At 69.5% G+C, this 18,823-nt stretch carries 15 protein-coding genes; 6 read left to right on the top strand and 9 right to left on the bottom strand.

What is annotated here, in order from left to right; translation table 11 throughout:
* Positions 1-34: 34 nt before the first annotated feature.
* From DEU38_RS13185 to DEU38_RS13175, 3 genes are read right to left on the bottom strand one after another with little or no spacing between them, the layout of a single operon-like run.
* Positions 35-862, bottom strand: a complete 828-nt coding sequence (locus tag DEU38_RS13185) for an SDR family oxidoreductase (RefSeq protein ID WP_114721868.1) — start codon at positions 860-862, stop codon at positions 35-37.
* On the bottom strand, positions 859-2,325 hold the full coding sequence (locus DEU38_RS13180) for an NAD(P)/FAD-dependent oxidoreductase (RefSeq protein WP_114721867.1): 1,467 nt from the start codon (positions 2,323-2,325) through the stop codon (positions 859-861). Before DEU38_RS13180 ends, DEU38_RS13185 begins: the two co-directional genes overlap by 4 nt.
* Positions 2,322-3,266 carry a patatin-like phospholipase family protein gene (locus DEU38_RS13175; RefSeq protein WP_114721866.1) on the bottom strand — a complete coding sequence of 315 codons (945 nt, stop codon included), beginning with the start codon at positions 3,264-3,266 and terminating at the stop codon, positions 2,322-2,324. The genes DEU38_RS13180 and DEU38_RS13175 overlap by 4 nt, the downstream gene beginning before the upstream one ends.
* A 60-nt stretch (positions 3,267-3,326) precedes the next feature.
* Between DEU38_RS13175 and DEU38_RS13170 the strand changes: the two genes are divergently transcribed.
* On the top strand, positions 3,327-3,959 hold the full coding sequence (locus tag DEU38_RS13170) for a TetR/AcrR family transcriptional regulator (protein WP_114721865.1): 633 nt from the start codon (positions 3,327-3,329) through the stop codon (positions 3,957-3,959).
* On the opposite strand, the gene DEU38_RS13165 is transcribed toward DEU38_RS13170, so the two are convergent.
* Positions 3,953-4,552, bottom strand: coding sequence for a hypothetical protein (locus DEU38_RS13165; RefSeq protein WP_254622606.1), 600 nt, complete (start codon positions 4,550-4,552; stop codon positions 3,953-3,955). The genes DEU38_RS13170 and DEU38_RS13165 overlap by 7 nt on opposite strands.
* Before the next feature lie 232 nt (positions 4,553-4,784).
* Here DEU38_RS13165 and DEU38_RS13160 point away from each other — a divergent pair, with 232 nt between their 5' ends.
* The gene (locus DEU38_RS13160) at positions 4,785-5,900 is read left to right on the top strand and encodes an N-formylglutamate amidohydrolase (protein ID WP_114721863.1); all 1,116 of its coding nucleotides are present in this window, start codon (positions 4,785-4,787) and stop codon (positions 5,898-5,900) included.
* Here DEU38_RS13160 and DEU38_RS13155 read toward each other — a convergent pair.
* From DEU38_RS13155 to DEU38_RS13145, 3 genes are all read right to left on the bottom strand, one after another.
* Positions 5,884-7,392, bottom strand: coding sequence for a long-chain fatty acid--CoA ligase (locus tag DEU38_RS13155; RefSeq protein WP_114721862.1), 1,509 nt, complete (start codon positions 7,390-7,392; stop codon positions 5,884-5,886). The genes DEU38_RS13160 and DEU38_RS13155 overlap by 17 nt on opposite strands.
* A 45-nt stretch (positions 7,393-7,437) precedes the next feature.
* On the bottom strand, positions 7,438-9,066 hold the full coding sequence (locus DEU38_RS13150; RefSeq protein ID WP_114721861.1) for an acyl-CoA dehydrogenase family protein: 1,629 nt from the start codon (positions 9,064-9,066) through the stop codon (positions 7,438-7,440).
* Positions 9,067-9,134: 68 nt separating this feature from the next.
* Positions 9,135-9,893, bottom strand: coding sequence for a PaaX domain-containing protein, C- domain protein (locus tag DEU38_RS13145; protein ID WP_258557872.1), 759 nt, complete (start codon positions 9,891-9,893; stop codon positions 9,135-9,137).
* Positions 9,894-9,999: 106 nt separating this feature from the next.
* Between DEU38_RS13145 and DEU38_RS13140 the strand changes: the two genes are divergently transcribed.
* Positions 10,000-10,542: a PadR family transcriptional regulator gene (locus DEU38_RS13140; protein WP_114721859.1), complete on the top strand. Its 543-nt coding sequence runs from the start codon at positions 10,000-10,002 to the stop codon at positions 10,540-10,542.
* Entirely contained in the window at positions 10,539-11,426 is an 888-nt protein-coding gene (locus DEU38_RS13135; protein WP_181818770.1) for an alpha/beta fold hydrolase, read from the top strand. The genes DEU38_RS13140 and DEU38_RS13135 overlap by 4 nt, the downstream gene beginning before the upstream one ends.
* A 21-nt stretch (positions 11,427-11,447) precedes the next feature.
* Here DEU38_RS13135 and DEU38_RS13130 read toward each other — a convergent pair whose 3' ends face one another.
* Positions 11,448-12,785, bottom strand: coding sequence for an anaerobic C4-dicarboxylate transporter family protein (locus tag DEU38_RS13130; RefSeq protein ID WP_114721857.1), 1,338 nt, complete (start codon positions 12,783-12,785; stop codon positions 11,448-11,450).
* A gap of 114 nt (positions 12,786-12,899) precedes the next feature.
* On the opposite strand from DEU38_RS13130, the gene DEU38_RS13125 reads away from it, so the two are divergent.
* Positions 12,900-17,423: an ATP-dependent helicase gene (locus DEU38_RS13125; RefSeq protein WP_114722000.1), complete on the top strand. Its 4,524-nt coding sequence runs from the start codon at positions 12,900-12,902 to the stop codon at positions 17,421-17,423.
* 4 nt (positions 17,424-17,427) lie between these two features.
* The gene (locus DEU38_RS13120; protein WP_114721856.1) at positions 17,428-18,213 is read left to right on the top strand and encodes a DNA-formamidopyrimidine glycosylase family protein; all 786 of its coding nucleotides are present in this window, start codon (positions 17,428-17,430) and stop codon (positions 18,211-18,213) included.
* On the opposite strand, the gene DEU38_RS13115 is transcribed toward DEU38_RS13120, so the two are convergent.
* Positions 18,198-18,800, bottom strand: a complete 603-nt coding sequence (locus tag DEU38_RS13115; RefSeq protein WP_114721855.1) for a TetR/AcrR family transcriptional regulator — start codon at positions 18,798-18,800, stop codon at positions 18,198-18,200. The two genes, DEU38_RS13120 and DEU38_RS13115, sit on opposite strands and share 16 nt — an antisense overlap.
* Positions 18,801-18,823: the final 23 nt, after the last annotated feature.

Genomic DNA, 18,823 nt, shown 5'->3' with positions numbered 1-18,823 from the left:
TGCCGTCGAAACCTCCCCGCGCCGACCGCGGGATTCATTCCGACTCGGTGCGCCGCAGCCGCGCGTCATAGTCGGCCCGCGCGGTGGGGTCGACGTGGGTGAGCGCCCGCTCCCCGCCGATGACGCGTCGGATCAGCCGCACCAGCCGTTCGGGCGCCACCGCCACCCCGACGTCGAGGGCCGCGAGGTACCCGGGGACCGGGGTCTCGGCGCGTCGCGTGCGGACGGTGCGCAGGACGGCGTCGGCGATGTCCTCGGGGTCCACGGTGGGCAGGCCCTTGCCGAGCGGGATCCCGGACGTCAGTGTGGTGCGGACCGCGCTGGGCAGCACGGCGCTGACGCTGACTCCGTGCTCGGCGAACTCGAGGCGCGCCGCCGACGAGAGTCCCACGGCCGCATACTTACTCGCGTTGTACACGGCGAGCCCGGGGATGGCGATCTTCCCGGCGAGCGACGCGACGTTCACGACGTGGCCGCGGCCGCGTTCGATCATGCCGGGTACCACGGCCCGCATGCCGTGGATCGGTCCCCATACGTTGACGTCGATCGTCATCTCACCGGTCGCGTCCGGCTCGTCGAGGAACGCCCCGGCCGGCATGACGCCAGCGTTGTTGACGAGAATGTCGATCGGCCCCACCTCGGCCACGCACGTGTCCCACGACGCCCGGGACCGGACGTCCAGCACGTGGGCGGTACCGAGACCTGCGGCGGCGTCCTCGACCGCACTCCGGTCGATGTCGGCCAGAGCAACGGTCGCGCCGTGGGCCGCGAACGCCCGCGCGGTGGCCCTGCCGATGCCGCGTCCGGCGCCGGTCACGAGCACCCGCGCGCCGCCGAGAGCAATCGCGGGATACCGGGTCATGACGAAACCTCCGTCGAGGTCAGGTAGGCCGATTCGTCGAAGTGCCGCAGCCTCTCCCGCATCCGCCCGGTCGACCACGGCCAATTGAAGCTGTTGCGGCCGTTGACATCGAGGAAGTAGCTCTGGCAGCCGCCGGCGTTGTAGACGGTGGTGGCGAGTGCCTGCTGCACCTCGGCGTTGAACGCGGCCTGCACCTCGGGACGGGTCTCCATCCGGGTCCAGCCTGCGGCGCGGGCGGTGGCGATCGCGGCGGCCAGGTAGTCGAGTTGCGCCTCGAGGATCATGAACGCCGACGTGTGGCCGGTGCCGAGCGCGGGACCGAGCAGCACGAACGCGTTGGGGAACCCGGCGACGGTGGTGCCGAGGTACGCCTGCGGGCTGCCCTTCCAGTGGTCGCCCAGGCTGCGGCCCTGACCGTCGAACACCCTTCCCGCGATGGGCATGTCGAGGATGTGGAAGCCGGTGCCGAAGATGATGGCGTCCACCTCGCGCTCCTGGCCGTCGGCGCCGACCACCACGTTGCCACGCACCTGCTGTACCGCGTTCGCGTGCACCTCGACGTTCGGGCGATTCAACGCGGGATAGTACGTGTTCGACATCAACAGGCGCTTGCAGCCGAGCGTGTAGTCCGGGGTGAGCGACTTCCGCAGGTGCGGGTCGCGAACCTGCGCCCGCAGCTGCACCCGACCGATCTGCTGGACCACCCGCAGGATCCACGGGTTGCGGAAGCCGATCCCGAGCGCCTCCATGATTCCGTACTGGATGCGCCGCAACGCCTTCAGCGCGCCCGGCACCCGCCCCATGGCCGCTCGCACCGCGCCCGGGATCGTGGTGTCCGGCTTCGGCAGCACCCACTGCGCGGTGCGCTGGTACAGGTGCAACTCCGCCACGGTCGGCGCGATCTCCGGCACGAACTGCACCGCCGACGCGCCGGTCCCCACGACGGCCACCCGCTTGCCCGCCAGCTCGTAGTCGTGGTTCCACCGCGACGAGTGGAAGACCTCGCCACCAAAACCGTCGAGCCCCGGGATGCCGGGGATCAGCGGCTGGTTCCACGGTCCGGCGGCCGCGATCACCGCGTTCGCGGTGAGCACACCGTTCGACGTCTCCAGCAGCCAGCGGCGCGACGGCTCGTCCCACTGCGCGCGCAGCAGTTCGGTGCCGAACTCGACGCGCTCGTGGACGCGGTGCCCGGCCGCGGTCCGCTCGATGTACTCGCGGATCTCGTCCTGCCCCGCGAACAGTCGACTCCAGTCGGTGTTGGGCGCGAACGAGTACGAGTACAGCGCCGACGGTACATCGCACGCACACCCGGGATAGGTGTTGTCGCGCCACGTCCCACCGAGCGAATCGCTCTTCTCCAGGACGACGACGTCGTCGACCCCCATCTGCTGCAGCCGGATCACGGCGCCGATTCCCGAGATTCCGGCGCCGACGACGATCACCTCGTGGTGGCGGGTCATCCGCGAACTCCTGTCGTGAGGGCGTGCTCCACCGCGGTCCGGGTGCTGCGCAGCGCGTGTTCCAGCGTCGCGAGCCGACGCCGGTCGTCCATGAAGTTGGCGCCCATCACGGCGAGATCCTCGGCGGTCGCGTCGATCCGGATCACCCGGGTGCCGGACGCCTCCAGCGCCGCGCATTCGGCGTCGAGTCCGGCGCTCATCCAGTTCCGCAACACCGTCCGCTCGAGGATCGCCGGTCCCCGAGCGCGGATGCGTCCGCCGGACGCCATGGGAGCCAACACGATCACCTCGTCCAGTCCGCGCCCGGCCAGCAGGTCGGCGGACGCCGTGGACGCCGCACCGCCGTCGACGAACCGTCGGCCGCCGATCCGGACGGGCGGCATCCAGCCCGGGATCGCCCACGACGCCCGGAGCGCCTCCGACAGCGTCGCGTTCGGTGCCCCCTGCGCACCGAACGCCACCCGCTCGCCGGTGCCGTAGTCCATCGCGACCAGCCGGGTGTCGGGATGCGAGACCCAGCCACCGGCACCGAGACCGGTCGCGAGCCGGTCAAGCCAGCCCGCGTCGCCACCGCCCTCCGGGAGCATCCCGCTCAGCCCGGTCACGGTCGGCAGGCCGCGACGCAGCAGCCCGGGCGAGCCCAGGCGCGGTCGCGGTAGCGGCGGGAAACGTCCCGGCGCGCCGGCGAGATGTCCGGCGAGCACGGGATGCGTCGACTCGCCCAACTGCACAGCCAGGATCTCGTCGACACCGATTCCGCTGCCCAGCATCGTCACCAGCTCGGCCCCGGCCGACGTGCCCATCAGGACGTCGGCGTCGCGCGGATCCCAGCCGAGCGCGTCCCGCACGGCGACCAGCGCCGCGACCGCCCACGCCGCCCCCAACGTTCCCCCGCATCCGATCACCAAGCCGCGACTGAGATGTGTGTCACTCGACGTCATATCTAGAAACTAACAGCATCCAGATACTCTGGGTAGCCCAAATGCGCGAGGAGATTGGCGATGCCCCGTCTGACCAGGTCGGAGAGTCAGGCCCGGACCCGGGCCGAGTTGCTGTCGACCGCCCGCGACCTGTTCCTGACCGACGGATACGCGGCGACGTCGCTCGAGAAGGTGGCCGAGACGGCGGGCTATTCGAAGGGTGCGGTGTACTCGAACTTCCGCGGCAAGAAGGAGTTGTGCCTCGAGGTCCTGGACCTGATCCACTCGACCAAGTTCGCGGAGGTCGCCGCACTGCTCGCGGCGGACGGCGAACTCGACACCACACTCGCCCGTTTCCAGGACTGGGCCGAACGAACACTCGGCGATGTCGACTGGACGATGCTCGAGTTCGAGTTCATCGCCGCGTCCCGACACGACCCCGAGGTCCGGGCCGCGCTCGCGTCGACGCTCGGCATGGCGCACGGAATGGTTCTGGCCCTGCTGAATTCGCTGACCGAGACGACCGGCGTCACGCTCCCGATCCCACCCGACGACGCCGCCCGCAGCGTTCTCAGCCTGGGCGTGGGTCTCGGCATCCAGCGCGCCATCGACCCCACCATCTCGGCCCGCATCGTCACCGACAACCTGCGCGCGCTGCTCCACCGGAGCTCGCCCCTCCCCGACTCCGAGGCGAGCGACCGGCCGGGTCAGTAGAGCGTGGCGATGAAATCGAACACGGCGGGCTGGACCGCCGGGTTGTTGTTGGTGATTCCGGTCGCTGCTCCGATCGCGCCACCGATCGCGGCACCCGGGATGCAGCCGACGAACAGGAACAGAACGCAGCCGACGACGGCACCGACACCCGCGCCGATCTGCGCGGACATCTGTCCTCCGTTGAACCAGCCCTGTTCGATCTGCCGGACCATGTTGTCGTAGGCGTCCTGGCGGGCGTCCACGTTGTGCAGCGCAGCGACGCCCTGGGCCGGGACCGCCGGCGTGAGGGTGAGCCTGCTGCCGTCGACCGACGGGACCAGCGAGATGTCGGTACCGGCCACCGGGTAGGTCAGCGGGATGGTGCCGACGGTGGCGCCCGCGGGATCGACGACGTCGACGACATTGCCTGCGACCCGGAAGGTGCCGGCATCGAGCACAGTGTCGAGCGATGTTCCGTTCGAACCGATCTGGGTCTGATAGTGAATGACCCCAGGACTCGGCGGAGGTCCGGGCTCGGCGTAGGCGGTGCCGGTGGCGACACCCAGAGCCGCGATGGCCAGCACGGACACGGCGGCTGTTCTGTGGAGTTTCACGGGGAGCTCCCCTCCTTGCAGGAAGACGGCCCCGACCTGGTCAAAGACCGTCCGGAACATCCACTAGACTAGTGAGTGGAGGCCGGTCTGTACGGCCTTACCGGGATTCTCGACCGAATCTCGAGCGACTTCGACGACGCGGCCCGTCGCCCGTTCGGCAGCGCTCCCCACTGTCCGATTCGACCGCATTTCCCTACCGCCCCAAAGTATTCCGAGACGATATGGTCGAGCCATGACTGGCACGCCCCTGTTCCTCCCTGCCGGAACCGAATTCACGCCCGAGGACCTGGTGTTCTACGCCGACCCAGGCAATCGAACGCTCGATCAGGCGCTGGCCGAGGCGGATCTGCTGGTGAGTTGCCCGCATTCGGGTTACGCGATCCCCGAGGAGCTCGCACCGTTCCTCGCACCCGAGTTCACTCGCAGACTCCAGTTCGATTTCACCGATATGTCCACCGGGCCGATCGTGCGGCGTTGGGCCGAGATCGACCCCCGGATCGTGTATGTCGAAAATCCGCACCCGCGCATGATCCGCGACCCCAACCGGGCCCGCCCGACGGATCTCGAGGCGACGCTGCGCGAGGCATTCGCGCGGGTGCGGCAGGCCGGCCCCGGCAACCGGGCCGACCTCGGCGGCGTCGACGCCGTCCGACCGGTCACGTTCTCGTTCTACCCGCTGCTGCTCGAACCCACCGACGACGCCGGATGGAAGCATCTGGCCGACACCTTCACCGAGGTCGCCGACCGCGGCCTGGGCGTCTACGAGCGCACCCGCGACGAGTTGGTCGACCGCATGGCGGAACTGGCCCTGCGCCGCGGCACCGACTTCACGACCCTCTCGTTCCACGACACGATGAACCACACGACCCGACGCGACGGCGCGGTGAACGTCCTGCGGGCCGAGCCCGACCTGCTACCGGATGTCGTGGCCCTGTCGAATCGCGGGGACCACGAGGGCCATCCGCGGGGCGACAATCCGGTCACGATGGACCCCGCCCGGGTCCGCGCACTCGCGCAGGCACATCGCAAGGGATTCGTGGACTTCACCGCCGAGGCGGAAGCCGTGCAGCTCAACCAGCCGTACCTGGGCAGCCAGGAGATCATCACGGCCGGCGCCCGTTTTGCCGCGCTGCGGCACCGCACCGAGGCCGCCGGGGTCGTCCTCGGTGCGGTGCAGGCCGAATTCCGGCGCGAGTTCCTGCTCGGCGAACGGGCGACGGCCGAACTGATGGAACCGGGCGTCGACTGGCCGACCGCCGATCAGGACCGGATCGACCACCTCGCCCGCGCGTGCAAGGCGAGCTGGGACGAGTACCGGAGCCGGTTCCCGCTCAGACCGTCTCGGTGAGCAGGCGATCGCGGAGCGCGTTCTTCTGCACCTTGCCCGTGGCCGTCGTCGGCAGCGCCTCGATGAACCGGACCCGGGTCGGCACCTTGAAACGCGCCAGCCGTTGCCGAGCGAAGGCGATGACGTCGTCCTCGGCGAGTGCGGCACCCTCGGTCGGCACGACGAAGGCCACCGGCGTCTCGCCCCACTTCTCGTGGGAGGCCGCGACCACCGCCACGTTGCGCACTCCGGGCATCTCGGCGATCACCACCTCCACCTCACGGGAGTACACGTTCTCACCGCCGCTGATCAGCATGTCCTTCTTCCGGTCGACCAGGGTGATGAAACCCTCGTCGTCCGCTCGTGCCATGTCCCCGGTGTGGAACCATCCACCCCGCAACGCATGGGACGTCTCCTCGGGACGCATCCAGTACCCGGCGAACACGTTGTCGGCTCGGACCAACAGTTCTCCCACCGTTCCGACGGGCACGTCGCGGTCCAGGTCGTCGACCAACCGCGTGTCGATCCCGAAGAGCGGCCGTCCGATCGATCCGGCCTTCTCCCGAACGTGCTCGGAGTCGAGCAGCGCGATCGACGGGGCACACTCGGTCATCCCGAACCCCTCCCGGAACGGGATACCACTGCGCGCCAGGAAGTCCAGCACCGAGACAGGCGCAGGCGCACCGGATGTCAGGGCACAGTCGAGCGAGGACAGGTCGTAGCGTTCCAGATCGGGCACACCCATGACGGCCTGCCACATCGTGGGCACCAACAACAGTTGAGTCGCCCGGTGCGCGACCACCGCGTCGAGGACCGCGACCGGATCGAACGACGGCATGATCACGTTCATGGCGCCCACATAGATGAACGGCAGTGTGTAGAGCCCCAGCCCGCCGATGTGGAACATCGGAAGTGCCGTCACGGTGACGTCGCACGAACGCAGTCCGAACGCGGAGGTGACGGCGGCCGCGTTGGCCCGGAGGTTCTCGTGGGTGATCATGGCGCCCTTGGGTCGCCCGGTGGTTCCGGACGTGTACATGATCACCGCCACGTCGTGGCGATCCGTCAGCGCCGGCAACGGGTCCGGATCGGCGGTCGCCACGAGGTCGTCGTACTCCGCCCCCAGTGCGACCACGTCGCGCACCCGCACGCCCGGTTCGTTCACCGCAGCTGCCGCCTGGGTGAACGCCCCATGCACGAAGAGTAGCTGTGCTCCGAGATCGGCCAGGACATAACCGATCTCGGACGCCGTGAGCCGGACGTTGATCGGTGTGAAGACGGCGCCGAGCTTCGCTACCGCGAAGAGGATCTCGAGGCACTCCACGGACGTGGGTACGACCGCGGCGATGCGGTCTCCGCGCCTGACGCCGAACCGATCGCGTAGCTGGTTCGCCAGCCGGTTCGCGCGGTCGTCGAACTCGCCGTAGGTCCAGGTGCGCTCACCGGACACGAAAGCGACCTTGTCGCCGCTCAATTGGGCCCGCCGGGTGGCCCAGTCACCGATTCCCTGCATTGATCGACTCCTTCGACATTGTGTTCCGGGCCGCGGTCGGCTCTGTCAGCCGACCTTCGAGGTGACGCGATCGATAATTGCTGCGAAGTCCACGCCGGCGGGCAGCGTTCCGTACACGCTGCCACGGTCGCCGTCGATTCTGGTGGCAATGAAGGCATCGGAGACCGCATGATTGCCGTGCCGCACCAGGAGCGACGCCTGCAGAACCAGTGCCATCCGCTCGATCACGCGACGGGCGAGGACCTCCGCGTCCGCCAGATCGGTCAGCTGGGAACGGATCTCGCGGACCGCACGCTGAATGCTCGGCTCGGGACCGGCCAGCGCGACCTCGTCGAAGAACCCTTCGACGGTGCGCGGATTCTTGCCCATCGCCCGCAGCACGTCGAGCGCCGCGACGTTTCCGCTGCCTTCCCAGATCCCGTTGAGCGGGGACTCGCGGAACAGGCGCGGCATCTGAGACTCCTCGATGAAGCCGTTGCCCCCGAAGCACTCCATCGCCTCGGCCGCATGAGCGGGCCACCGCTTGCACACCCAGTACTTCCCGACCGCGAGGGCCAGACGCAGGAAGTCGGACTCCGCCACGTCACCGCGAGTGGCACGGTCGTGGGCGCCGGCGAGGCGCATCATCAGCAGCGACGCCGCCTCCGACTCCACGGCCAGGTCGGCCAGGACGTTCCGCATCAACGGCTGGTCGATGAGGTAGTTGCCGAAGGCCTGCCGATGCGTCGCGTGATGCACGGCCTGGGTGACGCCCCGACGCATGCCCGACGCCGCCCCGATCAGGCAGTCGAGGCGAGTCATGTTGACCATCTTGATGATCGTCGGCACACCACGGCCCTCGTCACCGACACGCCACGCGAAGGCGTTCTCGTACTCGATCTCGGCCGACGGGTTGGACCGATTGCCCAGCTTGTCCTTCAGCCGCATCAGTCGAACGTTGTTGCGGGTGCCGTCGGGAAGGACGCGGGGCACCAGGAAGCACGTCACGCCCGCGTCGGTCTGCGCCAGGACCAGGAACAGGTCGGCCATCGTCGCCGACGTGAACCACTTGTGGCCGACGATCCGGTAGGTGCCGTCGGGCTGCAGGACGGCGCGCGTCGTGTTGGCTCGAATGTCGGAGCCGCCCTGCTTCTCGGTCATGGACATCGTCGCGAGCAGGCCCGCCTTCTCCAACGGAGGCCTCAGGCCGCCCTCGTACGACGAATTGGACAGCAGCGGTTCGTAGATCGCGGCCAGCTCGGGGTTCTCCCGCAGCGCGGGGACGGCGGCGTACGTCGCCGAGATCGGGCAGGTGTGGCCGGCCTCGACATTGCTCCACACGTAGAACTTGGCGGCGCGCGCCACGTGGCTGCCCGGCCGGGCGTCGCTCCACGGTGCGCCGTGCATCCCGTTGGCGACGGCCGTGGACATCAGCTCGTCCCACGCCGGGTGGAACTCGATGTCGTCGGTGCGGTGACCGAACCGGTCGTAGGGCCGCAGGACCGGCGGGTTCTCGTTCGCGAGCCGGCCCAGTTCCTGCACGTGCTCGGTTCCGGCCAGCGCGCCGAGGCGGCTGACGTCGTCGACGGCCCATTCCGCGCCCTCACGGACGAGCCCCTCGAGCAGCGTCGGATCGTCGGCGACGTTGTGGCCGTACAGCGGAACGGACTGGTTGAACACCTCGTGTGTCTGCATGACTGCCTCCTTCGACTGATTCGGACATTACGTTTTCCGAACAGTCGAAGTCAATGAGTAATATTCGGTCAGTTCGTGTGACCGACCTCCGGAATCGACACGAACTCCTCCTGGTACGCGCCCCACGCCGCATGCACACGGTCGGCCGTCCACGAATTCGGTCGAAGTTCCTGCGGTAAAACAGGATCCGTGAGAAGGTGTCGGACAATCGCGGTGGCGACCGTGAATCGGTCGACCGCGCTCTCGGCCAGATCCATCAGCTCGAGCAGCCGCCGGGACTCCCGCTCCCAGACCGGGAGGTCCCACAACGATCCGAGGAGTTCACCGGCGTCGCGCACCGGACTTCCCGTCAGCACCTCCACCGGCTCGGCGGCCAGGTCGAGCGCCCGCGTCAGGTTGGCCGGACGCAGCCAGACGCCCTCGCGCAGTTCGGCCAACCGGAGCCGGGACAGCCGCTCGCGCAGGGCGGCGCGATCGCCGGGATCGCGTCCGGTGCCGGTGACGACGACGATCTCCCACTCCCCGTTCCACGGGCGGGTCCCCTGCTCCACCTCGTGCAGCACCCGCTGACGACGTTCGAGCAGCGGTGCACTCAGATGGAACCCGTCGGGTGTTCGTGTGAGATCGCCACCGGAGACCATCCGGCTCAACGCGACCCGCGCCGCAGATTCCTTGATACCGAACACTCCCGCGGCCCGGACGATCTGTGCCGGCGTCGGCCGCGCCGGGTGATTGCTCACGAGGAGACTGAGAATCACCCCGCGCGCCGTCAGTCGCGGCAGATGGGCCCCCAGGTCGAGCGACGGAGAGCCGATCGCATCGTCCACGTTTGTTCGCTCCTTGTCACGCAGGCAGGGCACCGGGACATGCCCCTGCGGCATTATCCAATCGCACGCGGGTGACATTCAAATTTTTTAGTGTCATAGTTCAGTCATGTCCCTCCGAATGGCTCTGCTCGTCCTGATCGCCGGACAACCTCGCAGTGGGTACGACATCGGCCACGAGTTCGACGGAATGCTCAAGTTCGTCTGGCACGCCAAGCCGACGCAGGTGTACCCCGAGTTGAAACGTCTTGCCGCCGAGGGCCTGATCCGCGAGCAGGACGAAGGGCCGCGTGGCCGCAAACCGTACGAGATCACCGACGCCGGCCGTGCCGCGCTGCGGCACTGGTTGACCGCCACCACGCCGGACCACTCGTTGCGCAACGAGACCGTTCTTCGCTCCTTCGCATTGTGGCTCGTCGAACCCGATGAGGCGACGGCATTCCTCTCCGGCGAACTCGAGTACCACCGAGCCCGACTACGCGGAATGCGAGCACTGAAGGCGGGTCTCGATCTCGCCAGTCCCGCAGACCGGGCCGCTCTGCTCGGCCTGGAAGCAGGACTACGACGCCTCGAGGCGATGATCTCCTGGTCCGAATGGGCAATCGAGACCGTCGCGACCTGGCCGCCCCTCGAGGAGTCGGCTTCCGCATGACGGACAACTCGACAAGCATCGAACTCGAAGACGGTCGCCGGATCGGATACGCCGAATTCGGGGACCCCGCCGGAAAGCCATGCCTCTTCGTCCACGGCTACGCCTCGTCTCGGTGGATGGCGGGCTGGGCCCTGCCTGCCGACGCGCTCGCGCGGAGCGCGGTCCGGATCATCGCCGTGGACCGCCCGCATTACGGTCTCTCGTCACCGCACCCCGACGCAGGATTCCTGCAATGGGCTGCGGACGGGTCCGCGCTCGCCGAGCATCTCGGGCTACGGCGGGTGTCGGTGATCGGTGTGTCGATGGGTGCGGGACCCGCGTTGGCGCTGACGGTGCAACGGCCCGACCTCGTCTCGGGTACGACGATTCTCAGTGGCATGCCCCCGATCGACGCCCACGAACGGTGGACCCCCGCCAGCCGGGGCGATGCCCTCTACTGGTGGCTCGCGCGCCATGCCCCGCGGGTGCTGCAGAAGCTCTGTGAGTTCTCCTCGTCGATGCTGGCACGGGCCGCCGACGGAGAGGCCGACACGCTGATCACGAGAATGGAGCGCGCGCTTCCGGTGCCCGATCGGCAGGCCTTCCGCTCACTCCTCGACGACGATGCCCGTCGGGTAGCGTTCGTCTCCGACACACGCGAGGCCTCACGCCAAGGTGGGTCGTCGACGGCCGGCGACCTCCAGCAGTATCTGCGGCCCTGGGGATTCGAACCGGCCAACGTCCGAAGCGCGGTCAGGTTGTGGCACGGGATCGACGATCCGAAGGTGCCGGTCGAGTCGGCGAGGCGATGGGCCGATCGCCTCCCGCACTGCGAGGCACGGTACGTGCCGGGCGGGCACTTCGCCCCGTTCCTGCACGTTGAAGACATCCTGCGTGAGCTGTGATGCCGGGAGCCCCCGACCTCCTCACCCCAGCAACACGCCCAGGCCCGCACCCGCCGCGACGGTCGTGGCCGCGAGGACCACGGTCGGGATGAAGAACGAGTGGTCGACGAGCTTGGTGCCGAGCTTGGTGGTGCCCGACAGGTCGAAGTTGGCGGCCGCGATCTGGGAGCCGTTGGTGGGCAGCAGGTAGACGCCGGCGAAGGCGCCGGCCCACATTCCGCTGAGGACGCCCGGCGCGATGCCCGCCGCGAGACCGATCGGCACGATCGTTCGGGTCGCGGTCGACTGGCTCGTGGTGAGGACACACACGAGGAACACGCCGAGCGCGAAGATCCACGGTGCCGCGTTCACCCAGTCGCCGACGGTGTTGGTGATGGTGTCGCTGTGTGCGCTGATGAACGTGTCGGTCAGCCACGCGAGTCCGAACAGGGCGATCGCCGAGACCATGCCGGCACGGAACACCGTCGAGGCGGGCACCGTGGACACGTCGGGCCGCGACACCAGCAGGATCACGGTGCCGACGAGGAACATGATCATCTCGATGATCGGCGTCATGCCGAGCGGGGTGCCGTCGGCGGCATCCGGCCGGATGTCCTTGAACAGACCGAACACGACGATCGCGGCGACACCGGCGAGGAAGATCAGCGCAGCGTTGCGGCCCTTCGTGGTCGATTCGAGTTTGAGGGCGCCCGGACCACCGGCCCCCGCGACCTCGAGTTCCCCGGACTCGATCCGGGCCTGCACCTCGGGGTCGTCGCGCAGTTCCTTACCGAGCTTGTTGACGACGAACGCCGAGAGCACGATGCCGATGATCGCGGCCGGCAGCGTGATCTTGATGATGTCGATGAGTTCGAAGTCGTACGGCGAGACGTCGGTGAGCGTCACCATCGCGGCCATCGCGGCCGAGACCGGGCTGCAGGCGAGCGCGACGCCGGTCGACACGACCGACAACGACAGCGGACGCGACGGCCGGACCCCGTTCCGGTACGACAGGTCGTAGATCACCGGGAGCAGCGGGTACAGGATGTTCGACGTCCCGGCGCCCACCGAGAACAGGAACGCGACCAGCGGCGCGATCAGCGTGATCTGTTTCGGCCGCTTCGAGATGAGCCGGGCGGCAATGGTCACCATCCAGTCGATGCCGCCGGCCACCTGCATCATCGACGACGCCAGCACCACCGACAGGACGATCAGCAGCGCGTCCACCGGCGGCGTTCCGACGTCCTCGCCGAACACGAACACCAGCACGGCCACGCCCGCGCCGCCCCACAGGCCGAGCGCGACGCCGCTCGAGCGGGTGCCCATCACGATCGCGCCCAGCACGACCACGAGTTCGAGCACCATCTTCAACGTCTCCATGCCGCCCCGCCCGTTCTTTGTGAAGACCGATCGTTTGTTCAGGAAGCTACTACGCGGTCGGGCCGGGACGCTGGCTGAAAGTGCGTGTCGGTGCCTGCGGGCAAGATGGAGCGCATGGACGCCGTCCTCGACCGCTTCTCCGCGCCCACCCGGGAGTGGTTCGACGGTGCCTTCGATGCGCCGACGGCCGCACAGCTCGGGGCGTGGGACTCCATCGCGAGCGGGTCGCACACGCTCGTCGTGGCACCCACCGGCTCCGGCAAGACCCTGTCGGCGTTCCTGTGGGCGCTCGACCAGCTGTCCACGTCGACCGAGTCCGACCGGGCCACCCGTGTCCTGTACATCTCGCCGCTCAAGGCGCTGGGCGTCGACGTCGAGCGGAACCTGCGCGCCCCGCTGGTCGGGATCACCCAGACCGCGAAGCGGCTCGGGTCGGAGCCCCCGGAGATCCGCGTGGGTGTGCGTTCCGGTGACACCCCCACCGGTGAGCGCCGCAAGCTGATCAAGACCCCGCCGGACATCCTCATCACCACCCCCGAGTCGCTGTTCCTGATGCTCACGTCGTCGGCGCGGGAGACGCTCGCGGCAGTCGACACGGTGATCGTCGACGAGGTACACGCAGTCGCCGGCACCAAACGCGGCGCCCACCTCGCGCTGTCGCTCGAGCGCCTCGACCAGCTCCTGACCAAGCCCGCCCAGCGGATCGGGCTGTCGGCGACCGTGCGTCCGCACGAGGAGGTGGGCCGGTTCCTGGCGGGCGCCGCGCCCATCCGGATCGTGGCGCCGCCCGCAGCGAAGACCTTCGATCTCACCGTGCGGGTCCCGGTCGAGGACATGACCGAACTCGGCGTCGCGGAACCGGATCCGGACTCGATGTCGCCGGCGCCGCAGGCCGGGTCCATCTGGCCGCACGTCGAGGAGCAGATCGTGGACCTGATCCTCGCGCATCGCTCATCGATCGTGTTCGCGAACTCCCGCCGCCTCGCCGAGAAGCTCACCGCACGGCTCAACGAGATCTACGCCGAACGCCTCGGCGGCGCCGTCGAGAAGCAGGGCCGGCCGCCGGCGCAGATCGGCGCGCCCACCGAGGTGAACTACGGCGCCGATCCCCTACTGGCCCGCGCCCACCACGGTTCGGTGAGCAAGGACCAGCGGGCCATCATCGAGGACGATCTCAAGTCGGGACGGTTGCGCTGTGTCGTCGCGACCAGCAGCCTCGAACTCGGCATCGACATGGGCGCGGTCGACCTCGTCGTCCAGGTCGAGGCGCCGCCGTCCGTCGCGAGCGGACTGCAGCGCGTCGGCCGCGCCGGACACCAGGTGGGCGAGATCTCCCGCGGCGTGCTGTTCCCCAAGCACCGCACCGACCTGATCCACTGCGCCGTCACCGTCGAACGGATGACCAGTGGCAAAATCGAGGCGCTCGAGATCCCGGCCAACCCGCTCGACATCCTCGCGCAGCAGACCGTCGCCGCCACCGCGCTCGAACCGATCGACGTGGAGCAGTGGTACGAAATGGTCCGTCGCAGTGGGTCGTTCGCGACGCTACCCCGCTCGGCGTACGAGTCGACGCTGGACCTGCTCGCGGGCCGCTATCCGTCCGACGAGTTCGCCGAGCTTCGGCCCCGGCTCGTCTGGGATCGCGACGCCGGCACCCTCACCGGACGGCCCGGGTCGCAGCGCCTCGCCGTCACCTCCGGCGGCGCCATCCCCGACCGCGGCCTGTTCGCGGTGTACATGGTCGGCGAGAAGGCCTCTCGGGTGGGCGAACTCGACGAGGAGATGGTGTACGAGTCCCGGGTGGGCGATGTGTTCGCACTCGGCGCCACCAGTTGGCGGATCGAGGAGATCACGTTCGACCGCGTGCTCGTCAGTCCCGCGTACGGACTGCCCGGACGGCTGCCGTTCTGGCACGGCGACGGTCTGGGCCGTCCCGCCGAACTCGGGGAGGCGCTCGGGGGGTTCCTGCGCGAGCTGTCCACCAGCACCCCGGACGAGGTGGCCACCCGACTCGCCGCGAGCGGACTCGACGCCAACGCCACCACCAACCTCGCGGCCCTGATCGACGATCAGCAGCAGGCCACCGGACGCGTCCCCACCGACCGCACGCTCGTCGTCGAACGTTTCCGCGACGAACTCGGCGACTGGCGACTGGTGCTGCACTCGCCCTACGGGCTGCGCGTGCACGCGCCGTGGGCGCTCGCGGTGGGCGCCCGACTGCGGGAACGCTTCGGCGTCGACGCCGCCCCCACCGCGTCTGACGACGGCATCATCGTCCGCCTGCCCGACACCGAGGACAACCCGCCCGGCGCCGAACTGTTCGCGTTCGAACGCGACGAGATCGAGGACATCGTCACCGACGAGGTGGGCGGCTCGGCACTGTTCGCGTCGCGGTTCCGCGAATGTGCCGCGCGCGCACTGCTGTTGCCGCGCCGTACCCCCGGCAAGAGAGCGCCGCTGTGGCAGCAGCGGCAGCGTTCCGCGCAACTGCTCGACGTCGCCCGCAAGTATCCGACGTTCCCGATCCTGCTCGAGACCGTGCGCGAATGCCTGCAGGACGTCTACGACCTGCCCGCGCTGCGGGACCTGTTCGGCCGCATCGCCCGTCGGCAGATCCGCATCGTCGAGGTGGAGACCGCGTCGCCGTCGCCGTTCGCGAGCTCGCTGCTGTTCGACTACGTCGGCGCGTTCATGTACGAGGGCGACAGCCCGCTCGCCGAACGCCGCGCTGCCGCGCTGTCCCTGGACTCGACACTGCTCGCCGAACTGCTCGGCCGGGTGGAACTGCGCGAGTTGCTCGACGCCGACGTCATCGCCAAGGCCGAGCACGAACTGCAGCGCCTGGTCCCGGAACGGCGCGCCCGCGACGTCGAGGGCATCGCCGACCTGCTGCGCCTGCTGGGGCCACTGACCACCGAGGAGGCCGCCGCCCGCGCCACCGCCGACCCGCTGCCGTGGCTCGAGGAACTGGTGGAACACCGACGCGCGCTGCACGTCTCGTTCGCGGGCCGCCAGTGGTGGACCGCGATCGAGGACGCCGCACGGCTGCGCGACGGGCTCGGCGTACCGCTGCCGATCGGCACGCCCGCGGCATTCATCGAGCCGGTCGACGACCCGCTGGGTGATCTGCTGAGTCGCTTCGCGCGCACCCACGGCCCGTTCACGCTGGCCGAGGCCGCGGACCGGTTCGGCATCGGATCGGCCGTCGCGCGGGACGTGCTGGTCCGGCTCGCGAACGAGAAGCGCGTGGTCGAGGGCGAGTTCCGTCCCGGTGCCACCGGCAGCGAGTGGTGCGACGCGGAGGTGCTGCGGCGCCTGCGCCGGCGTTCGCTGGCCGCGGCCCGCGAGGACGTCGAGCCGGTGAGCACCGCGACCCTCGGCCGCTTCCTGCCGGGCTGGCAGCACGTCGGGGGGTCGCTGCGCGGTATCGACGGTGTCGCGACCGTCGTGGAACAGCTTGCAGGAGTTCCGGTTCCGGCGTCCGCCCTCGAAACCCTGATCCTGGGCTCGCGCGTCCGCGACTACTCCCCCGCGATGCTCGACGAACTCACCTCCACCGGCGAGGTGCTGTGGGCGGGCGCCGGACAGATCTCCGGGAAGGACGGCTGGGTGAGCCTGCACCTGACCGAATCGTCCCCGCTCACGCTCGCGACACCCGCCGACATCGAACTCACCGAGATGCACCGTGCCGTCCTCGACACCCTCGCCGGCGGCGGCGCGTACTTCTTCCGGCAACTCTCGGACACACTCGGCGCGACGGACGATCCCGCGCTCACCTCCGCGCTGTGGGACCTGGTGTGGGCGGGATACATCGGCAACGACACGCTGGCCCCGCTGCGGGCGCTGCTGTCGGACACCTCGCGCTCCACACCCAGCCACCGCACGCCGCGGCGCGCACCCCGCGCGCACGCCTACCGGCGGCTGGGCCGGCCCACCATGCCCACCAGACCCGGCCCGCCCACCGCGGGCGGACGCTGGTCGCTGCTTCCCGAACCCGAGCCGGACCCCACGCTGCGCGCACACGCCACCGCCGACCTGCTGCTCGAACGCTACGGTGTCGTCACGCGCGGATCGGTGGTGAGCGAGAACGTTCCCGGCGGCTTCGCCTTGATGTACAAGGTCTTCAGCGGCTTCGAGGACGGTGGCCGCTGCCGCCGCGGCTACTTCGTCGACACCCTCGGCGGCGCCCAGTTCTCCACCTCCGACGTCGTCGACCGGCTGCGGACCTACAGCGACTCGATCGAAGGCCGGCACACCTCCATCCCCGCCGTCACGCTCGCGGCATGCGATCCCGCGAACCCGTACGGCGCGGCACTGCCGTGGCCGCCGTCGATGTCGGGCGAGGACGCACCGCGGCACCGGCCCGGCCGCAAGGCCGGCGGCTTGGCAGTGCTCGTCGAGGGCGAACTGGTGCTGTTCGTCGAGCGCGGCGGACGCACCGTCCTCACCTTCACCGACGACATCGGCGCACTGCGCACCGCCGCGGAATCGCTCGCCGGCACCGTCAAACGCGGAGGCATCGACAAGGTCGTGGTCGAGAAGGTCGACGGCGCAACGATTCACGGACACAACTTCGCACAACTGCTCGCCGAGGTCGGATTCTCGGCCACCCCGCGCGGCTACAGATTGCGGGCGTGAGGCGATGCCCGAGGGAGACACCGTCTGGCGGACGGCGCAGCGGCTCGACGCAGCCCTCACCCGCCACGTGCTCACCGAGTGCGACGTCCGGGTCCCGCGCTACGCGACCGTCGACCTGTCCGGCAACACGGTCGACTCGGTGATCGCCCGCGGCAAACACCTGCTGACCCGGGTCGGCGACCACACGATCCACACCCACCTGAAGATGGAGGGCGCCTGGCACGTGTACCCCCGGGGCGCCCGGTGGAAGCGCCCCGGACATCAGGCCCGCATCGTTCTGGGCACCGATGACGCCGTCGCCGTGGGATTCTCACTCGGCATCACCGAAGTGATCGGCCGCGACGAGGAGGAGAGCGTCGTCGGCCACCTGGGCCCCGACCTGCTCGGCCCCGACTGGGACGCGGCGGTCGCGGCCGCGAATCTGGCTGCGGCCGAGGATCGTCCGATCGGCGAGGCCCTGCTGGACCAGCGCATCATGGCGGGCATCGGCAACGTGTACCGCAACGAGATCTGCTTCCTACGCGGCGTCGATCCGCGAACCCCCACCGACCGGGTGCCGGACCTGCCCAAGGTGGTCGACCTGGCGCACCGACTGCTCCAGGCCAACCGCGACCGCGCCGTCCGCGTCACCACCGGTGATCGACGGCCCGGCCGACGGGACTGGGTGTACGGGCGCGGCGGCAAGCCGTGCCTGCGCTGCGGCACCCTGATCGTGGCCGACGAGTTGGCCGAGGAACCCGGCCGCGAGCCCTCGATCTTCTACTGCCCCAACTGTCAGCCGCTGCGCTGACCGGCACCGTCGAGCAGTGCGACACAGTGTCCGACGAACCGCTCGCGGGATGTCACGATCGTGCCGTCCAGGTACCCGATGAACAGACTCGTGAGCGCCCCGACGAGGCCGACCGCCGTCATCTGCCGTTCGTCGCGATCGGTGATCTGCGACAGCTGCTCGTGTACGAGCAGCACGAAGGCCGGGGCGAGTTGGAGCCCCTGCCCACCGAGCGCGGGCTCGACGAGCGGCGCGAGCAGCAGCACCCGGCCACGCGCCGGGTCGTCGACCATCAGTTCCACGAAGGCCGACACGGCCGCGGCCGCGCGGTCGTGTGGTGCCGGTGCCGCTCCGACCGCCGCCACGAGTGCGGCGTGCGCCTGCCGGCCGACGTCGTCGTACACCGCTCGGACGAATCGGTCGCGGTCGGCGAAACTCTCGTAGAAGTACCGTTCGGTGAGTCCGGCGGCGCGGCAGACCGCGCGGACGCCGACGGCCGCACCGCCCTGTGTGCCCAGCAGTTCGATGCCGGCGGCGAGCAGTGTGTCGCGCCGGGCGGCACGGCGTTCCTCGATTCCGGTGCCCGCCCACGTCCGCTGCGTACCCACCGCACCTCCAGCCCTTGACCGCG

It is taken from the genome of Rhodococcus sp. AG1013, assembly GCF_003350365.1.
GTDB lineage: Bacteria > Actinomycetota > Actinomycetes > Mycobacteriales > Mycobacteriaceae > Prescottella.
The sequence above is the reverse complement of the archived record's forward strand: the minus strand, read 5'-3'. Positions and strand labels throughout refer to the sequence as shown.